The organism is Vibrio sp. L85, from assembly GCF_963871815.1.
Classification (GTDB): Bacteria; Pseudomonadota; Gammaproteobacteria; order Enterobacterales; family Vibrionaceae; genus Vibrio; species Vibrio harveyi.
In genome coordinates, this window is sequence record NZ_CAWMYL010000234.1 from 48,593 (window position 1) to 67,486 (window position 18,894).

The window sequence follows — 18,894 nt, forward strand, 5'->3', positions numbered from 1 at the left end:
TATTATTGTTTACGTTTATTTAACCTCGTCCAGCTAAAAAGCATGATAAGAAAAGCTACTCCGATCATTGTCAGCCTACTTGCCTTTTCTCATAGCGCTTATGCCGATGTTTCCTTAAAAATTAAAGGGATCGATGGTGCGCTAGAAGATAATGTGAACGCTTATTTGTCTTCCATTCCTGAAGACGATTATTCCACGTCTCTGCGTTTTCAGGCGCGATTGGAACAAAGTATCACTGAAGCGCTCAATGCGCTCGGCTATTATCATGCGAAAATTTCATACACTATTACGAAAGATAATGATGAATTGATCGTCAATGTCCAACCGGGTGAGCCTGTAAGGGTGAAACTGATGGATGTGGTGATTTCAGGTGAGGCAAACCAAGACGAAGCATTCGTTAAGCTTCTTGAAAAATCACCATTGAAGGTAGGACGCATCTTAAATCAAGGTGAATACGACAGCTTGAAATCAAGTATTCGTAACTTAGCGTTGCAACGTGGTTACTTTAATGGAGATTTCACTTTAAGCCGTCTTGAGGTGGTTCCCGAACTTAACGAAGCGAATGTGCGTCTTCATTATGACAGTGGTATCCGTTATCACTTTGGTTCGGTGGAGATTTTTGGAAGTCAGATTTGGGAAGACCGTGTTGAGTCTCTGCGTCCATTTAAAACTGGTGAACCTTATTTGGTTTCAGAAGTTGGGGAATACAACCAAAACCTGTCTAATACCGATTGGTTTTCGTCAGTATTTGTTGAGCCAGATTTAAGTAAGCTAGACGATGGTCGCGAGCTGCCAATCAAAGTCTCACTTGCCCCTGCAGCTAAAAACCAACTTGAGACTGGTATTGGTTATTCGACCGACACGGGTGTTCGCGGTACGCTGAAATGGAAAAAACCGTGGGTAAGCGCACGTGGTCATAGTTTTGATACTGCTCTTTCTCTTTCCAAGCCTGAACAAACTATCACAGCAGGCTACAAAATCCCTCTTGATGACGTTCTACACGAATACTACCAATTGCAGTTTGGTCTCAAGCATCTTGATAACCGAGATACCGAAAGTTTGGAATCGAATCTTGCGGTAGAACGCCACTGGATCACCGACGGTGGTTGGCATAAGACTTTGTATGTTCGCCACCTGTACGAAAACTTCTCGCAAGGTTTGCAAGAAGATGGTGTGCAATTTGTCTTGCCTGGTGCTTCTTTTTCTCGAACCCGAACCCGTGGTGGCAATATGCCAATGTGGGGGGATAAGCAGAGTGTGACCGTTGAATATGGCGATACTGCTTTGCTGTCAGAAACTCGAGTACTGCGCTTGTTAGGACGCACATCTTGGATTCGCGGTATTGGCCAAAACCACCGTGGTTTGTTCCGTTTAGAGGGCGGTGCCAACATTACGGATGAATTTGAAAAACTATCGCCATCACTACGTTTCTTTGCTGGTGGTGATAACAACATTCGTGGTTATGGCTATGAGTCTATCTCACCGAAAGATGCCAGTGGTGCATTGACGGGTGCTAAGTATATGGTGACCAGCACCCTTGAATATCAATACCGTGTCTACGGCAACTGGTGGGGCGCTGCTTTCTACGATATTGGTGATGCATTTAATGAAACCCCAGAATGGAAGGCAGGTGCGGGTGTTGGTATCCGCTGGGCGTCACCGGTTGGTCCGGTGAGCTTTGACTTTGCTTGGGGGCTCGACTCCGAGCCTGATCCAGAATTCCGCATTCACTTCTCGTTGGGACCTGAACTATGATCAAAACAACTCTGAAGTGGACGAAATGGCTCTCAATCGGTCTGCTGAGTCTATTATTGCTGCTGACGGTTTTTGTTGGCACATTGCTTTTCACCCATCCGGGTTTAAAACTTGCGCTGTGGGGGGCAGAGAAAGCCTTACCGCAACTCAAAGTGGAAGAAGTTCAAGGTTCGCTTTTTCCGCGTTTTGCTTTACGTAACGTCAGCTTTGTCGATGAATCCTTACATGTCGATGCTAAGGTTGAAAGCGTAACGCTTGCTATCAACTTCCGTTGCTTCTTCGATCCGAAAGTGTGTGTCGATGAGTTGGCACTGAAAGGGGTGAACTTTCAGATGCCAGAGCTCCCTCCGGCATCTGACGAGCCTGAAGAAGAAACGCCACCATTGCGCTCTATCAGTACGCCAGTGCCTATTTTTGTCAATAAAGTCAGCTTTAATGATATCAATCTGAATATCTTGGGGAATAAGATTGATTGGCAAGATTTTTCAACCGCATTATCAATGCAAGGTGATCGTTTGGTGATTGCCCCTACGGCATTGAAAACCATTAATGTGGCACTTGCACCAAGTGAAGAGGGGGTGGAACAGCCGCCAGTTCAAGACACTAAAACGAACCATCAAGCTCAAGTTGAGCAAGACGCGGAAGTCCAGTCGTCAACATCGCTCAATTCAGACGCGTCTAAAAAGCCATCGCAGCAAGGTGCAGAAAATGTTGCTGCTAACAAAGGTTCAAAGCCTGATGAACAGAAGTTAGACGTTAAGCCTGAATCAAATGGTATCGCTCTACCTGAAGTCTGGATTCCGCTCACTATTGAAGCACAGCGCCTCGATATTCATGACTTTAAGTTGGCTGGCGACACACCGGTTATCGTTCATCATTTAGGGTTAGAAGCCAAAGCGGGTGGTGACCAAGTTGATGTCAAAACCCTTGAGCTTGACATGCCAGAAGTGAAAGGGCAGTTAAGCACTCAAGTGACATTATCAGGTGACTACCCAATTCAAGCCCAAATTGACGCATTGGTTAAACAAGCGGATGTAAAAGGTCAGAAATTGTCACTGACGGCATCTGGCTCGGTTGGTGATTTATCACTGGATGCCACGTTATCTGATTTGGTGAAAGCCAAGATTCAGGGGCAAATTCAACCTCTTAAGTCTGAGTTGCCGTTTGATATCAAATTGAAAGATGTTGAGGCGCAATGGCCATTGAGTGGTAAGAGTGATTACCAAGTATCGGTCCCGAGTCTTGCAGCGAAAGGCTCTTTACAAGGTTACACGGTTGCCTTGGAAACTAAGGCGTCTGGTAAAGATATTCCAGCAGTTGATGTGGCGTTAAACGGTAAAGGTACTTTAGAACAGATTGACTTAGACAGCTTAGTTGTCAAAACGCTGGGTGGTGAGCTTGCAGGTAAAGTCATGGCGAATTGGGCTGCACCTATCAACTGGCAAGCCGATCTGAACTTAAAAAATATTCAACCGGGCTTACAGTGGGAAGAAGCGGAAGGCGATATCAGTGGCAGCTTGTCGACGTCGGGGTCATTAACCGCACAAGGTGGCTGGCAAGTGAATCTACCTAAATTGGATATTGACGGTATTTTACGTGGCTACCCTTTGCATATCGAAGGTCAATTAGAAGCCTCAGATAAGAACGGTAAAGGTGAAGATATTCAATTGAACACGCAAGGTTTAGCTTTGTCACATGGTCCCAACTCTTTGCGAGCAAAGGGTAAAATCGACAAACAAATCTTGATGGATGTTGATGTTAATTTCCCTGATTTTGCGAAAAGCGTACCGGATCTTGCTGGTAAGATGAATGGTACGGTTGCTCTTCGCGGCAGTTTGAAACAGCCGGACATTAATTTAGATCTCGCGCTGAACCAGTTGAATTGGCAGCAGCAAGCCAAGGTGGAAACCATCACTCTAAAAGGGGATGTTACACCACTGCCTGCGCCAAAAGCCGATGTTAGCCTAATTGCGAAGAACATCACCTACGACGACATTAAAATTGACAGTGCAGATTTGGAAGTGAGTGGCGATGAAAAGCTACACCAACTGACACTCGACGTGGTTTCAGACATTGTTTCGAGCAGTTTAGAGATCGAAGGCACCTTTAAGCAAAAGCCAGAAATGATTTGGGATGGTGCACTACGCCGCTTAACGCTGAGCACGCCTCAAGGTCCTTGGGCATTGCAAAAGTCGACGGCAGTCAAAGTGAACATCGACAAGCAGATTGCTGATGTGCAAGCACACTGTTGGTTACAGTCAAAATCAAGCGTGTGTTTAAGTGAAGACATCAGCGTTGGTAAAAGCGGTGAAGCGAAGTTAGCCATCACTAACTTTGACTTCGACCAAATCAAACAATTCTTACCGCCAGAAACCAAACTGCAAGGTTCTGTGAACGCGAATGCTTTCGCGAAATGGGCGCCAGACATGAAACCGGAAGTCACGGTGAATGTCGATATGCCAAAAGGTCAGGTAGAACAAACGCTAGAACAACCGGTGAAAGTCGGTTGGGAAAGTGTGAGTTTTAAAGCCAAGTTGGCACAAGATAAGCTAGATGCTGAGTGGTTGCTTGATGTAACGGATAACGGTGATTTGTCTGGTAAAGTCGCCCTGAATGATGTGTCGTCCGAGAAGCCGACGATTGACGGTAAGGTGTCGCTATCGACATTCCACTTGGACTTTTTAGCGCCCCTGATTGGCGAATACAGCCTGTTTAAAGCCAACATGAACACTGACCTTGCTCTATCTGGTGATGTGATGCATCCAAAGGTGAATGGTCAGTTCTTGATTGATCAAATGAAACTGCAAGGTGAAGTCACGCCAATTGATATCAATTCAGGACAAGTGGCGATTAACTTTAAAGGTCATCAAGCTGATTTAGATGCTGGGATCATTACGCCAGATGGCAAGCTAGAGATTAAAGGCGATGCTGATTGGCGTGACCTAGAAAATTGGCACACTAAGGCTCGTGTGTTCGCTGAAGAGCTTAAAGTGGATATGCCACCGATGGTGAGAATCAAAGTCAAACCGGATATGACTATTGATGTGACGCCTCAACTTGCCAAGGTCGAAGGCAGTATTAATCTACCTTGGGGACGTATCTTAATTGATGAACTGCCACCAAGTGCGGTTGGTGTTTCAAGCGACACAGTTATTTTGAACAAAGACATGCAGCCTGTTGATGGTGAGCAAGCGTTGCCGTTTAACGTTGAAACCAACATTAACATCAAAATCGGCGATGATTTCCAGTTGTCTGCGTTTGGTCTAAAAGGTGACTTGCAAGGTAACCTCAACGTGACGCAAAAAGACAAAGGTCCGTTTATTGTCGGTGAGGTGAACATCATTGACGGTTCTTATCGCTCATTTGGGCAAGACTTGGTCATCCAAGAAGGTAAGATCATGATGAATGGACCAGCGGATCAGCCTTATGTCTCGATCAAAGCGATTCGTAATCCGGACAACACGCAAGATGATGTGACAGCGGGTGTACGTGTGACTGGTCCTGCAAGTGATCCTACGGTGGAAATCTTCTCTGATCCGGCAATGCCGCAAGCGAACGCACTTTCTTACCTGTTGCGAGGTCAAGATATCGATGCAGAATCGGGCGGTAATGCGATGACGACGACCCTTATTGGCTTGAGTTTAGCGAAGAGCGGTAAAGTCGTAGGTGAAATCGGCGAAGCCTTTGGCGTACAAGATCTGCAACTGGATACTGCAGGTTCAGGTGACGACTCTCAAGTAACGGTGAGCGGCTATATTCTTCCTGGTTTACAGGTGAAATATGGTGTGGGTATCTTTACCTCATTAGGTGAGTTCACAGTGCGTTATCGTTTGATGAAAGACTTGTACCTAGAGGCAGTTTCAGGTGTTGATAGTGCTGTTGACCTGCTCTATCAATTCGAATTCAACTAAACTTAGCTTGTAAGCAGAAGGAGCGGCTATGCAACATTTGGTGTTTGTGTATGGAACTTTGCGCAAAGGAGAGTGCAATCATCACTTTTTAAGCACTGCTGAGTTTCTTGGTCACCATGAAACAGATGCCCAATTCGCTCTGTATGATTTAGGTCCTTACCCGGCTTTGTCGGTCGGACAAAATGCGATACAGGGCGAAGTTTATTTGATTGATAATGACACGCTGCAGGAACTTGATAAGTTAGAAGACGTACCGGTTGAGTATCGTCGAGAAAGTATTACTACACCTTTTGGCCAAGCTTGGATCTACTTATATCAAGACACTGAGCAGTTGAGTGAAGAGATTGCATCTGGTGATTGGTGTCAGAGAGTGTGAACCATACTCCGCGAGTACGCGTAAGCATTTGTAGTGAAAGTGTATGACTGTCGAATGAGTACTCGATAAAGGGGTATGAAAGTGAGTTTCCGACGGTCTTTTGTATAAGCCCAAGGAGAACTTATGAGATCCATCATCATCGGCGCCATGCTGCTTTTTCTCACCGCTTGTGCGCAAACAAGGTTACCAGATTCAGTGAACGTAACAGATTGGCAGGACTTCGGTAAGCAATCTGCTCTCGATGGTCTGATTGAATTATCGGAAGACCGCATCGTCAAGCTTGATGATACAAATCGTGCTACACCGGAATTGATCATGGCTTATCAATCTGGTTACCAAGAAGGTAAAAAAGAGTACTGTGAGCAAAGTGCTTATATGCTTGGCGTACGAGATATGCCTTACTTTGGCATTTGTGATGATATTGACCCGTTTTTCAAACAAAATTATGAATCGGGTCGAACTTCTACCGCTGGCGAGTATTAGTCAAAACGATATAACAAAAAAGAGCTGCTAATTTGCAGCTCTTTTGCTTTCTGGCGTTCGCAATTACTTGTTTTGCGCACGCTCGTAAGATTCTAGGATTTCCGCTTTTGCGGCAGCAACATCTGCCCAGCCATCCACTTTCACCCATTTACCTGCTTCAAGCTCTTTGTAACGCTCAAAAAACTGTGTGATTTGGGCTTTGAGTAGTTCCGGAATATCGTCCACATCTTGAATGCCTTCGTACTCTTTTGAGATTTTAGAATGCGGCACAGCGAAGACTTTCGCATCTTCACCGGATTCATCCGTCATCTTCAATACGCCAACTGGGCGGCAACGAATCACAGAACCTGGCATCAATGGGTAAGGAGTTGGCACCAGCACGTCCACTGGGTCACCATCTAGAGAAAGAGTGTCGTTCACGTAGCCGTAGTTACATGGGTAGAACATTGGCGCAGACATGAAACGGTCGACAAATACAGCACCAGTGTCTTTATCTACTTCGTATTTGATTGGATCCGCATTAGCTGGGATTTCAATAACGACATAGATATCTTCAGGCAAAGATTTACCTGCTGGTACGTTGTTTAAGCTCATTTGAATATTCCTTTTCATTGAGGATTAAGCATTGAGAGGCTTAATCTGGCTAACATTTACGCAGTTCACTTTAACGACAAAAACGCGGCAGGTAAACACCTGCCGCGTTGGACAAAGGTCTGAAATTAGTCTTCTTCGCGATTCAGCTCAAGAAACTCTTCGACTTTGTTGACCATGTTCTTTGAACCCACAAAGAAAGGCACACGTTGATGCAGTTCGGTCGGTTTCAAATCCATAATGCGGTTTACACCGTCAGACGCCAGACCGCCAGCTTGCTCAATTAAGAATGCCATTGGGTTGCACTCGTACAACAGACGTAGTTTGCCTTGAGGGTGGCTTTGCGTGCTTGGGTACAAGTAAATGCCGCCTTTAAGCAGGTTACGATGGAAGTCAGCCACCAGTGAGCCGATGTAGCGAGATGTGTATGGGCGACCATCTTCAGGCACATTCTCCTGACAGTACTTGATGTACTTCTTCACGCCCTGCGGGAAGCGGATGTAGTTACCTTCGTTGATCGAGTAGATGTTGCCGTCTTCTGGGATCATCATGTTTTCATGAGAAAGACAGAAGCTGCCAATCGATGGGTCGTAAGTGAAGCCGTTTACGCCATTACCAGTGGTGTAAACCAACATAGTAGATGAGCCGTAAATCACGTAGCCCGCCGCCACTTGTTTGTGACCAGGCTGTAGGAAGTCTTCTTCTGTTGGCGGGGTACCAATAGGAGAAACTCGACGGTAAATAGAGAAAATCGTACCGACTGATACGTTCACATCGATGTTTGATGAGCCATCGAGTGGGTCCATTAGTACAACGTACTTTGCGTTTTGGTTGAGTTCTTTGTTGAACGCAACCGCTTCATCTTCTTCTTCACTTGCAACGCCACACACTTGGTCACGTGCTTCGAGTGCTGCTTTGAACTTGTCGTTCGCGTATACATCAAGCTTTTGCTGATCTTCGCCTTGTACGTTTTCCGTACCTACAGCGCCGGTGATATCACCAAGACCTGCCGCGTTAATTTCACGGTTAACAATTTTTGCAGCTAAACGAATGGAAGCTAAGAGAGATGAAAGATCACCGCTAGCGTGGGGGAAATCCGCTTGTTTCTCAACAATGAATTCGCCTAGGGTGCGCAGTCCTGACATGGTTTATCCTTACATTTTTCATTTCGTTGGGGGTGTCGCGCAATGGGGTCATCTCTTTATGGATGTTAAACGATTGCGCTAGATGTAAGTTTATGACGTGGATCTTATTAATGGTAATGAAGTAACCGACTGAGATCTCAATTTATTTGTCTTATTGCATAAGAAGTCTGTCACTTGGTTAATGCTTGGTCAGTCAGTGCTAAGCCCTGTCAGATTTGTGAAAGAGACTGCAAGAACACAGCGAAAGGCTCTCGCTTTTCTGGTGGTTATCACGATAATGAAAGGATTAAAGAACGCATTACAAGGTTAAGTTTATGCACATTCATATCTTGGGTATCTGCGGCACGTTTATGGGCGGTGCGGCAATTTTAGCGCGTCAGCTAGGTCATAAAGTGACGGGTTCGGATGCCAATGTTTATCCACCAATGAGTACCCTGTTGGAGTCTCAAGGTATTGAAATTATTGAAGGATTTGACCCTTCTCAACTTGACCCTCAACCAGATCTTGTGGTGATTGGTAACGCGATGAGCCGTGGTAACCCATGTGTTGAGCATGTGCTGAATACCAATATGCGTTACACCTCTGGCCCACAATGGTTACAAGAGTTCTTATTGCACGATCGCTGGGTTCTAGCGGTATCGGGTACCCATGGTAAAACCACCACTTCAAGTATGTTGGCGTGGATCTTAGAAGATTGCGGTTACCAACCAGGTTTTCTTGTTGGTGGTGTGTTAGGTAACTTCGGTGTGTCAGCTCGCTTGGGTGAAAGTATGTTCTTCGTCGTCGAAGCAGACGAATATGACAGTGCTTTTTTCGACAAACGATCTAAGTTTGTTCATTACCACCCACGCACACTGATCATGAATAATCTTGAGTTCGATCATGCAGACATCTTTGACGATCTAGAGGCGATAAAGCGTCAATTCCATCATTTGGTGCGTACTGTTCCGGGGAACGGTTTGATCTTGGCTCCGAAGCAAGATCAGTCGCTGCAAGATGTGATCGAGCGTGGTTGTTGGACAGAAAAGCAGTTCTCTGGTGTCGATGGTGATTGGCAAGCACACAAACTGGTTGTTGATGGCTCGAAATTTGAAGTGTCGCTGCAAGGTGAGAAAGTAGGCGTCGTAGATTGGGAGCTTGTTGGTGACCACAACGTGGATAACGCTTTGATGGCCATCGCAGCTGCACGCCATGTCGGTGTGGCTCCAGAACTGGCTTGTCAGGCTCTCGGTCGCTTTATTAACACCAAACGTCGCTTGGAGCTCAAAGGAGAAGAGCAAGGCGTGACGGTTTATGATGATTTTGCTCATCATCCAACGGCGATTGAACTGACATTGGGTGGTTTACGTAACAAGGTTGGCGAAAAACGTATCCTTGCCGTTTTAGAGCCTCGCTCTGCGACGATGAAGCGCGGCGTTCATAAAAATACTTTGGCGGCTTCATTGCACAGTGCTGATGAGGTGTTCCTCTTCCAACCAGACAACATTGATTGGTCGGTACAAGAGATTGCAGACCAGTGTAAACAACCTGCTTTTGTGGATGCAGAGATGGACAGCTTTGTCGCAAAAATCGTAGAGCAAGCGCAGCCGGGTGATCAAATCCTCGTAATGAGTAACGGTGGCTTTGGTGGTATCCACGGCAAGCTTCTGCAACAACTTAAACAAAAAGCTTAATGACATCTATGCAGCAAAAAGTAACCCCTAAAAAAGCCATCACATTAGCACTAACGGGCGCCTCTGGTGCCCCGTATGGGCTTCGTCTTCTTGAATGCTTGGTTGCCGCGGATTATCACGTGTATGTGCTGATCTCTTCGGCTGCACGTGTAGTAATGGCAACCGAGCATGATCTGAAATTACCAAGCGGCCCTGAAGCGGCACAAAAGGCGTTAGTTGAGCATCTCAACTGCAATCCAGATAACATCACCGTTTGTGGCAAAGACGATTGGTTCTCTCCGGTAGCATCGGGCTCTGCTGCACCAAAGCAAATGGTAGTGTGCCCATGTTCTGCGGGGAGTGTTGCGGCCATTGCACATGGCATGTCGGATAACTTGATTGAACGCGCTGCGGATGTGGTAATGAAAGAGCGCGGACAGTTATTACTTGTGGTGCGTGAAACGCCTTTCTCTACGCTGCATCTTGAAAACATGCACAAGCTCTCTCAGATGGGCGTCACCATTATGCCTGCGGCTCCTGGTTTTTATCATCAACCAAAGAGTATTGAAGACTTAGTGGATTTTATGGTGGCGAGAATTCTTGATCACTTGGGCATTGAGCAAGGCTTGGTGCCACGTTGGGGTTATGACCAACGTTGATTGTGTAATCAATAAAAGACCTTTACAATCCATCCAACTCATCGGGGAGCAAACCCATTTGGCATTGACCTTATCAATACCATTGGGTGCTGAGACCTAATCGCTTAACGTTGTTGAGCAAACAGGGACCCGTATTACCTGAACCAGATAATGCTGGCGTAGGAATTGAGTCTGGATATTGGAAGTCCTAGATACCGCCTCAACCCTGTGCCGCTCAACTCATGTTTACTAATGCAAATGGAGAGCGAGCAGTGAAAACCACTCTTAGTCTGATTGCCCTTGCAGCCATCACTTCTACTTCAGCGTTTGCCGCTGAAAACACCCTAACTGTCTACACTTACGACTCTTTCGCTGCCGATTGGGGACCTGGTCCTAAAGTTGAAAAAGCGTTCGAAGCCAAATGCGGTTGCGACGTTAATTTCGTTGCTCTGGATGACGGTGTTTCAATCCTTAACCGCCTTCGCTTGGAAGGAAACAATAGCAAAGCGGATATCGTGTTAGGTTTGGATAACAACCTGATAGCGGAAGCGAAAAAGACTGGGCTTCTGGCTGAGCACAATGTTGATACATCGAAGACGACCTTGCCCAATGGTTGGGATGATAAGGCCTTCGTACCGTACGATTACGGCTACTTTGCGTTTGTGTACAACAAGGAGAAGTTGGCGAATCCTCCAAAAAGCATGAAAGAGCTAGTGGAAGAGCGTGATGATCTGAAAGTGATTTACCAAGACCCTCGTACTTCGACGCCGGGTCAAGGTTTGATGCTGTGGATGAAGTCCATCTACGGCGATGATGCGACTCAAGCATGGAAGCAACTGGCAACGAAAACAGTTACGGTTACGAAAGGCTGGTCAGAAGCTTACTCGATGTTTTTGAACGGTGAGTCCGATCTCGTGCTGTCTTACACGACTTCTCCCGCGTACCATTTGATTGCAGAAGATGATGCGAAATATGCGAGCGCAGATTTTTCTGAAGGTCACTACATGCAAGTAGAAGTAGCGGCTAAGGTTAAAGGCTCAAAGAATGCGGAACTTGCTGATGAGTTTATGAATTTCATCTTGAGTGATGAGTTCCAATCGGCAATGCCAACAGGCAACTGGATGTACCCAGTGACTGACGTTGAATTACCAAAAGGCTTTGAAACCTTAAGCGTACCAAGTAAACCATTGAGCTTTAGTGCAGACGAAGTAGCAAAAATGCGCAAGACTTGGATTCGTGAATGGCAAAGCGCATTGACGTTCTAAGATAGGTTCTACTTTTGAATTCTGTTCCGAAAATAGGGTTAGGGGTCGCGATGATTATCGCGACCTTTGTTATTTCTGCCTTAGGTGCTTTGATTGTCCAAGCGCCTTCTCTTGATGTGTCTATAGTGTGGGGAGAACCATACTATCAGCACGTCACCAAGTTCAGTTTCTACCAAGCTTTCCTCTCTACGGTTTTGAGTGTCGGTTTGGCGATCCCTGTGGCGCACGCGCTTTCTCGACGTGAGTTCTATGGTAAGTCTCTACTATTAAAGTTGTTTGCGTCTACCTTAGTTCTGCCTGTGTTGGTCGGTGTATTTGGCTTATTGGCGATTTACGGTAATAGCGGCTTATTGGCTCAATGGCTAAAAAGTATCGACGCTGAGCTGTCGTTTTCCATCTATGGTCTGAACGGAATTTTACTTGCGCATGTGTTCTTCAATATGCCCTATGCGGCGCGCCTACTTTTGCAAGCATTAGAGTCGATCCCCGCAGAGCAACATAAACTGTGTGCGCACCTTGGAATGAGCCATTGGGACAAATTCCGCTGGGTAGAATGGTCACGCCTAAGGCAGCAATTACCACACGTAAGCGGCTTAGTGTTCATGCTTTGCTTTACCAGCTTTGCCACCGTGATGGCGCTGGGTGGAGGACCGAAATCGACCACTATTGAGCTTGCCATTTATCAGGCAATTAAGTTCGATTTTGATCTGCAGGCAGGGGCACTTTTGGCACTATGGCAAATGCTGTTATGTGGCTTGTTAGCAATTGGCGTACAGAAGTTGACGAAGCCAGTATCAGTAAGCGCTGGCAGCACATCAGTACAGCAATATTTAACGAAGGATCATGGGTGGTCAAAAGCTTGGGATAGCTTTTGGATCATAGGTGCCTTTTTACTAGTAATACCGCCACTTTTGATGGTGGTGTTCAGTGGGATCAACCAACAAGTTGGGACGGTATTGACCGATGAGCGTTTTTGGTCCGCGTTGCTTAATTCAATTAAAGTCGCTGTTCTCGCGAGCTCTCTTGCTGTTGCTGCTGGCGTGTCGATTTTACTGACCAGCCGACGTTGGCGATTGCAGTGCAAAAACACTCGCGCCGACCAAATCGAGCTTATCGGAACCATTATCTTAGTAACGCCGGGATTGGTGATCAGTACGGGATTGTTCCTGTTACTACGATCGTTTACCGATGTATTCAGCTTGGCGTTTTTCGTCGTTATTCTAGTGAATGGATTAATGGCATTGCCATATGTGATTAAAACCTTGTCTCAACCCATGTTACATATTGAACAGCAGTACCAGTACGTGTGCGCCAGTTTGGGGATGCGCGGTTGGCAGCGTTTTAAAGTCGTGGAGTGGCAAGCACTGCGCAAGCCATTTGCACATGCTTTTGCTATCAGCTTTATGTTTGCGATTGGTGACTTAAGTGCGATTGCCTTGTTTGGTGGGCAAGAGTTTAGAACTTTACCGCTGTATCTATTCCAACTACTGGGCAGTTATCAAATGGATGCGGCAGCGGTAGTATCCGTTACTTTATTGTTACTCAGCGTAGGTTGTTTTGCTTTGATTGAAAAAGTATTGAAAACGAAGGAGAGAGCGTAATGCTAGTGTTGGATGATGTACAGTACACCTATCAGCGTGAACTGTTTCGTTTTGAGTTAGACATTCAACGTGGGCAAATCGTTTCACTGATGGGACCGAGCGGGGCAGGTAAATCGACTTTATTGGCGTTAGTGGCTGGTTTCATCAATCCAGACCAAGGCGATATTCTGGTTGATGGTGAGTCTATCGTGAGCAAAGAGCCGTATCTGCGTCCGTTTTCAATGTTGTTTCAAGAACACAATCTGTTTGCCCACCTGTCAGTAAGGGACAACATTGGTTTAGGGTTGCATCCGGGGTTAAAGCTTACGGCAGACCAAAAGCTTCTTGTCGAGCAAGCAGCCAAGCAAGTCGGCGTTGCTGAGTATCTGGACCGTTTACCTGAACATCTTTCTGGTGGTCAGCGCCAGCGTGTGGCACTCGCTCGTTGCTTTGTTCAGCCGCATCCGATGTGGCTACTCGATGAGCCTTTTTCTGCACTTGACCCCGTGCTGCGTGAAGAGATGCTGACACTGGTTAAACAGTTGGCTGCTGAACGCGGCATTACGGTATTGATGGTCACGCACCATTTGAGTGATGCCAGAGCCATCGCCAGCCACTTTGCTTTTGTTGCTGGTGGTCAGGTAGAAGCGTCGGGTGAAATTCGCGAACTCAATGCTCTACATTGCAGCGAAGCATTGAAGGCTTTTGTCAAAGCAGCGAGATAATTAGCCCAAGACAGAAAAAAGGTTGATGCTCGCATCAACCTTTTCTTTCATTTTGAGTTTGAATGAGCGCGTTAGCCTTGAGGCTTCACCACCATAACGTTGATTGGTGAGTTCTCTACTACTTTACTCGCTACAGAGCCCAGCATCACTTTGTTGATCTTCGAACGTTTGTGGCTTGGCATAATGATAAGGTCTGCACCTAAACGTTCTGCGTAATCTAAGATGGTTGCGTAAGCTTTACCTTCCGCAACATGCACCTTGTAAATCACTTCGTCGTCCATATGCTGATCAGCAAACGCTTTTAGCTGCTGCTTTACGTCTTGCTTCATTTTTGCAGCGGCATCTTTCGGAAAGTAACTCGCGACCATTGACATATGGATGCCTGGCAATACTGTCAGCAGGTGCACTTCAGCATTGGCTTGCTTCGCCTGCCATACCGCCAATTCAACGGCGCGGTCAGAAAAGCCTTGGTCATTTAGATCAACCGGAACAAGAATTTGTTTGTACATTCAATGTCTCTCATTAAGGCCCCGTATCCTCGAGGCCAAATCGGTTATGCGCTCAACTGTTCCTTACGAGCACGACGTTTTTGGTTCAGGGCAAGTACCAGCAAAATCATCAAACAAGGGATAAATACCCACTCTTTCATCGGTCGATCGGCGTCTTGAACTACCCATTTGATCTCCCAATCGAAGTCGATACCAGAAGATTCTGCCGGGCTGCCAAATTCAACCATGTCTACGATCATTTTGCCGTCGTTCTCGGTCAGCATTAGACCCATTGAAGAAATACGTTCTTCAGCGGTTGCCGCTTTATCTTCGAACGGAAGACGTACCGTTTTCTCTATGTAATCGCCTTCTAAGTTTTCACCAGCGACACGTAACTCTAGGGATTCTCCTACATTTAGCCCTTCTGTGATTTGAGCTATCTCAACACCAGGGGAAAGAACTTTCGCTGGGTAGAGCATGTCCCACCAGAAACCAGGGCGGAAGAAAGAGAACGTTAATACTAATAGTAGGACCGTTTCCCACCATTTGTTACGTGTGAACCACCAACCTTGCGTCGCCGCAGAGAAAATCAACATGGCAATGATTGAAGAGATTACGGTCAGCGCTAAGTGCCACCAAGTGTCGATCCCCATCAATAGAAGTTGAGTGTTGAAGACGAACATAAATGGCAGGATCGCAGTCCGAATATCGTAGGTAAAGCCTTGAATACCAGTACGAATCGGATCTGACTTGGCAATTGCAGCAGCTGCAAATGCAGCCAAACCTACTGGAGGGGTATCGTCAGCCAATATACCGAAGTAGAACACGAATAAGTGCACCGCAATCAGTGGGATGATCAAGCCATGAGCTGCCCCCAGAGTTACGATAACCGGTGCCATTAGTGTTGATACAACGATGTAGTTGGCAGTTGTTGGCAGACCCATACCCAGAATCAAACTGATAACCGCAGTAAACAGCAGCATGAGTATGACACTACCGCCAGAGATGAACTCGACGAAGTCTGTCATCACCAAGCCAATACCAGTAAGGGTGACCACACCAACTACAGTGCCTGCCGCTGCTGTTGCGACACCGATACCGATCATGTTACGTGCGCCTGACACCAAGCTCTCTGCGAGGTCAACAAAGCCGTCTTTAGTTTGTTCAACCAAGTCACCTTGTTTTGACAGTAATGCGATCAATGGGCGTTGCGTCAGCAAGATAAAGATCATGAATACCGTTGCCCAGAATGCCGATAGACCCGGAGAAAAGCGTTCAACGGTCAAACACCAAACCAGTACGACGATAGGCAATAGGAAATGTAAGCCAGATTTAATTGTTGGACCTGGATCTGGGACCTCAGTGAGTTCCGCATCAATTTCGATTGCACCATCTTTGGCGTGGTTGGCTGAAATCTTCACCAGACCGACGTAAGCAATTAATAACGCGATGGTTACGATGGTTGTAGCAGCATCGCCAAATACGTCTTTAGTCCAACCCACACCGTAGTAAACCAAGGCACTGATAACGCACAAACCGAGAATGGTGCCAGTAAATGACAATAGGCTTTGTAGCATTGTTGGGTTGTGGCGACGAGGAAGCCCTGTCATGCCAGCTTTACATGCTTCTAGGTGAACAATGTAAATCAAGGCGATGTAAGAAATCAGTGCTGGAAGTAGAGCAGCTTTGATGACTTCAACGTAAGAGATACCGACGTACTCTACCATCAAGAATGCTGCTGCACCCATGATAGGTGGTGTGAGCTGACCGTTAGTAGAGGCTGCAACTTCAACAGCACCCGCTTTTGTTCCAGGGAAGCCAACTCGCTTCATCAATGGAATCGTAAACGTACCTGTCGTTACTACGTTAGCGATGGATGAACCTGAAACTAGACCGGATAGACCTGATGCAACCACTGCGGCTTTCGCTGGACCACCTTTCATGTGACCAAGCAGTGAGAAAGCAACTTTGATGAAGTAAGCACCAGCACCTGCGCGTTCTAGCATGGCACCAAACAGTACGAACAAGAATACGAAAGACGTTGATACGCCAAGCGCCACGCCGAATACACCCTCTGTTGTTAACCACAGATGCGACATCGCTTTGTTTAAGCTTGCGCCTTTATGAGCAATAACATCTGGCATGTATGGACCAGCGAAGGTGTAAGTCAAGAATACGGCTGCAACGACCATCAAAGGGGGACCAAGTGCACGACGTGTTGCTTCAAGCAACAATGCCATACCAGTGACTGATACCACGATATCGACAGTGGTTGGTGCGCCTGAACGGCCGGCAAGCTCAGTGTAGAAAATATAAATGTAAGCTGCCGCAAAACTGCCCGCTAGTGCCAATATCCAGTCAATCAAAGGGATATGATCACGCGGAGAGTTTTTCATTGCTGGATAAGCAGTGAAAGCGAGAAAAGTAGCAAAAGTTAAATGAATTGCTCGCGCTTCAGTGTCATTGAGTACGCCAAAATTAAAAATAAATGGTAGCGGAGAGGCATACCATAATTGAAATAGCGACCAGCACAGTGGTACGAACCATAGGATTCGACCTTGCAAGCCCATTGGGCTACGCGCACCTGTGTCTGCCTGAGCCACCATCTCTTGCACATCTTGTGACGGAGTGTTGTTCGTCGCCATGTACTTTTTCCTTATTATTGATGGTCCTGTCTGTTTTGTGTTTCGAGAACCTCGCTTCGCTATAACAGTGTAGTGAATAGAGCGAAGTTTGCTTTCGATTGAACCGCGATAACCCTTAAACTCATTGAACGATGAGAGTGGTAAAGGTGCGTTTTCTTTTTCTTAGGTATGAGCGCGACTTCCGAAAGAAATCGGCAGATTGCATAAAGCAAATTGAACAAAGTATGCTGATGGGGCTGTCCCGCCAGCATACTCAATCAGGCAGAAAGCGATCCGTTTCTGCCTGAGCTTGAAGTCAGTAGTTGCTTACTTAAGCAGGCCTACTTCTTTGTAGTATTTCACTGCACCTGGGTGAAGAGGGATAGAAAGACCAGCTTTCACCATGTCTTCTTTCTTCAGGTTTGCAAATGCAGGATGTAGACGTTTGAATGTGTCGAAGTTTTCAAACACCGCTTTTGCCACGTTGTAAGCGACCTCATCAGAAACGTCTGATGTTGTTACCATTGTTGCCGCAACACCAAAGCTATTTACGTCTTTGTCTGTACCACGGTACATACCAGCAGGTACTGTGCTGAACGCGTAGTAAGGGTTTTCAGCAACGATCTTGTCGATCTCTGGACCTGTCGCCGGGATCAGTTTCGCGTCACAAGAGGTTGTAGCTTCTTTGATTGAACCATTCGGGTGACCAACCATGTAGATGAACGCGTCGATCTTGTTGTCACATAGAGCTTGTGAACGCTCTGAGCCTTTAAGCTCTGATGCTAGCTTGAAGCTGTCGTTAGTCCAGCCCATAGCATCCATCACTACGCCCATTGTTGCGCGGTCGCCAGAACCTGGGTTACCGATGTTTACACGTTTACCTTTCAGGTCTTTAACGTTTTCGATACCAGAATCTGCACGTGCAATGATGTTAAAAGGTTCTGTGTGAAGAGAGAACATTGCGCGTAGTTTTTTGTACGGACCTTGTTCAGCAAACTTGCTCGTACCGTTGTAGCCGTGGTACTGCCAATCCGATTGCACGATACCAAAGTCTAGCTCGCCAGCACGGATTGTGTTGACGTTGTAAATTGAGCCGCCAGTCGATTCTACTGAACAACGAATGTTGTGATCTTTACGACCTTTGTTTACCAATTTACAAATAGCACCACCAGTAGGGTAGTAAACACCTGTAACAGAGCCAGTACCGATAGTAATAAACTCTTGAGCGTTAACTGCGCCTGCGCCCATAACTGCTGCAGCGATAGCGCCTACTTTAAGAAGTTTGTTAAATGCCATGAATTTCCCTTCCTTATATTCATTATTAACCCGGAAATAACCATAAATTACTTCAGGAGTTTCCTATTTGGAAACGGCATCTTTTCCAATCCAATCGTTTGAAAAAGCGAGCGAATCATAACAAAAAATTGGCAGAAAATTATCCGATTGTTAAAAGTTATAGCGAATAAGTCTAAATGTTGCGACTGAGAGTGGAGATAAATTTGTAAGTTAATTCTTTCTAGAACAAATACTTATGATGACTTTGAGAAGAGGTGTTAAAAAAACCAATAGCGTGATGTTGATCACAAAATTGCTGGGTGAAAAATAAGCTGTAAAATCAAAAAATTTACATTTTTAATGGGCTACAAAATTCAATTAATTTC

General features: G+C 46.1%; 14 protein-coding genes. 9 read left to right on the forward strand and 5 right to left on the reverse strand.

The annotated features are described in order from the left end of the window. Positions 1–42: 42 nt before the first annotated feature. From tamA to AACR11_RS21585, 4 genes are all read left to right on the forward strand, one after another. Positions 43–1,755: an autotransporter assembly complex protein TamA gene (gene tamA, locus AACR11_RS21570; protein ID WP_009698863.1), complete on the forward strand. Its 1,713-nt coding sequence runs from the start codon at positions 43–45 to the stop codon at positions 1,753–1,755. Further along, positions 1,752–5,666 carry an autotransporter assembly complex protein TamB gene (tamB, locus tag AACR11_RS21575; RefSeq protein WP_029788839.1) on the forward strand — a complete coding sequence of 1,305 codons (3,915 nt, stop codon included), beginning with the start codon at positions 1,752–1,754 and terminating at the stop codon, positions 5,664–5,666. The genes tamA and tamB overlap by 4 nt, the downstream gene beginning before the upstream one ends. Before the next feature lie 28 nt (positions 5,667–5,694). Beyond that, the gene (locus tag AACR11_RS21580) at positions 5,695–6,042 is read left to right on the forward strand and encodes a gamma-glutamylcyclotransferase family protein (RefSeq protein WP_005450512.1); all 348 of its coding nucleotides are present in this window, start codon (positions 5,695–5,697) and stop codon (positions 6,040–6,042) included. Between the two features lie 123 nt (positions 6,043–6,165). Continuing rightward, entirely contained in the window at positions 6,166–6,525 is a 360-nt protein-coding gene (locus tag AACR11_RS21585) for a DUF2799 domain-containing protein (protein ID WP_005450511.1), read from the forward strand. Positions 6,526–6,588: 63 nt separating this feature from the next. Here AACR11_RS21585 and ppa read toward each other — a convergent pair whose 3' ends face one another. Then, positions 6,589–7,119 carry an inorganic diphosphatase gene (gene ppa / locus AACR11_RS21590; RefSeq protein ID WP_029788838.1) on the reverse strand — a complete coding sequence of 177 codons (531 nt, stop codon included), beginning with the start codon at positions 7,117–7,119 and terminating at the stop codon, positions 6,589–6,591. A gap of 125 nt (positions 7,120–7,244) precedes the next feature. Continuing rightward, positions 7,245–8,261 (reverse strand): class 1 fructose-bisphosphatase, encoded by a 1,017-nt coding sequence (gene fbp, locus AACR11_RS21595; RefSeq protein ID WP_005450509.1) that lies wholly within the window; start codon positions 8,259–8,261, stop codon positions 7,245–7,247. Between the two features lie 314 nt (positions 8,262–8,575). Here fbp and mpl point away from each other — a divergent pair, with 314 nt between their 5' ends. The 5 genes from mpl (at position 8,576) to thiQ (ending at position 14,121) form a co-directional block, all read left to right on the forward strand. After that, positions 8,576–9,934, forward strand: a complete 1,359-nt coding sequence (mpl, locus tag AACR11_RS21600) for a UDP-N-acetylmuramate:L-alanyl-gamma-D-glutamyl-meso-diaminopimelate ligase (RefSeq protein WP_005450502.1) — start codon at positions 8,576–8,578, stop codon at positions 9,932–9,934. Further along, positions 9,934–10,572, forward strand: a complete 639-nt coding sequence (locus tag AACR11_RS21605) for a flavin prenyltransferase UbiX (protein ID WP_005450501.1) — start codon at positions 9,934–9,936, stop codon at positions 10,570–10,572. The genes mpl and AACR11_RS21605 overlap by 1 nt, the downstream gene beginning before the upstream one ends. A gap of 251 nt (positions 10,573–10,823) precedes the next feature. Then, complete coding sequence (thiB, locus tag AACR11_RS21610) at positions 10,824–11,816, forward strand: thiamine ABC transporter substrate binding subunit (protein WP_029788836.1); 993 nt, start codon at positions 10,824–10,826, stop codon at positions 11,814–11,816. A 14-nt stretch (positions 11,817–11,830) separates the two neighbouring features. Further along, positions 11,831–13,417 carry a thiamine/thiamine pyrophosphate ABC transporter permease ThiP gene (thiP, locus tag AACR11_RS21615; protein WP_079324435.1) on the forward strand — a complete coding sequence of 529 codons (1,587 nt, stop codon included), beginning with the start codon at positions 11,831–11,833 and terminating at the stop codon, positions 13,415–13,417. Beyond that, positions 13,417–14,121, forward strand: coding sequence for a thiamine ABC transporter ATP-binding protein (thiQ, locus tag AACR11_RS21620; protein WP_029788834.1), 705 nt, complete (start codon positions 13,417–13,419; stop codon positions 14,119–14,121). The genes thiP and thiQ overlap by 1 nt, the downstream gene beginning before the upstream one ends. Positions 14,122–14,192: 71 nt before the next feature. On the opposite strand, the gene AACR11_RS21625 is transcribed toward thiQ, so the two are convergent. From AACR11_RS21625 to AACR11_RS21635, 3 genes are all read right to left on the reverse strand, one after another. Next, positions 14,193–14,630 (reverse strand): universal stress protein, encoded by a 438-nt coding sequence (locus tag AACR11_RS21625; protein WP_005450497.1) that lies wholly within the window; start codon positions 14,628–14,630, stop codon positions 14,193–14,195. 44 nt (positions 14,631–14,674) lie between these two features. Next, complete coding sequence (locus AACR11_RS21630) at positions 14,675–17,254, reverse strand: TRAP transporter permease (protein ID WP_005450496.1); 2,580 nt, start codon at positions 17,252–17,254, stop codon at positions 14,675–14,677. A 306-nt stretch (positions 17,255–17,560) separates the two neighbouring features. Continuing rightward, entirely contained in the window at positions 17,561–18,529 is a 969-nt protein-coding gene (locus tag AACR11_RS21635) for a TAXI family TRAP transporter solute-binding subunit (RefSeq protein ID WP_005450495.1), read from the reverse strand. Positions 18,530–18,894: the final 365 nt, after the last annotated feature.

Coding starts and splice junctions, on each gene's coding strand:
- tamA (WP_009698863.1), top strand. CDS start 43: ATGATAAGAAAAGCTACTCCGATCATTGTCAGCCTACTTGCCTTTTCT.
- tamB (WP_029788839.1), top strand. CDS start 1,752: ATGATCAAAACAACTCTGAAGTGGACGAAATGGCTCTCAATCGGTCTG.
- AACR11_RS21580 (WP_005450512.1), top strand. CDS start 5,695: ATGCAACATTTGGTGTTTGTGTATGGAACTTTGCGCAAAGGAGAGTGC.
- AACR11_RS21585 (WP_005450511.1), top strand. CDS start 6,166: ATGAGATCCATCATCATCGGCGCCATGCTGCTTTTTCTCACCGCTTGT.
- ppa (WP_029788838.1), bottom strand. CDS start 7,119: ATGAGCTTAAACAACGTACCAGCAGGTAAATCTTTGCCTGAAGATATC.
- fbp (WP_005450509.1), bottom strand. CDS start 8,261: ATGTCAGGACTGCGCACCCTAGGCGAATTCATTGTTGAGAAACAAGCG.
- mpl (WP_005450502.1), top strand. CDS start 8,576: ATGCACATTCATATCTTGGGTATCTGCGGCACGTTTATGGGCGGTGCG.
- AACR11_RS21605 (WP_005450501.1), top strand. CDS start 9,934: ATGACATCTATGCAGCAAAAAGTAACCCCTAAAAAAGCCATCACATTA.
- thiQ (WP_029788834.1), top strand. CDS start 13,417: ATGCTAGTGTTGGATGATGTACAGTACACCTATCAGCGTGAACTGTTT.
- AACR11_RS21625 (WP_005450497.1), bottom strand. CDS start 14,630: ATGTACAAACAAATTCTTGTTCCGGTTGATCTAAATGACCAAGGCTTT.
- AACR11_RS21630 (WP_005450496.1), bottom strand. CDS start 17,254: ATGGCGACGAACAACACTCCGTCACAAGATGTGCAAGAGATGGTGGCT.
- AACR11_RS21635 (WP_005450495.1), bottom strand. CDS start 18,529: ATGGCATTTAACAAACTTCTTAAAGTAGGCGCTATCGCTGCAGCAGTT.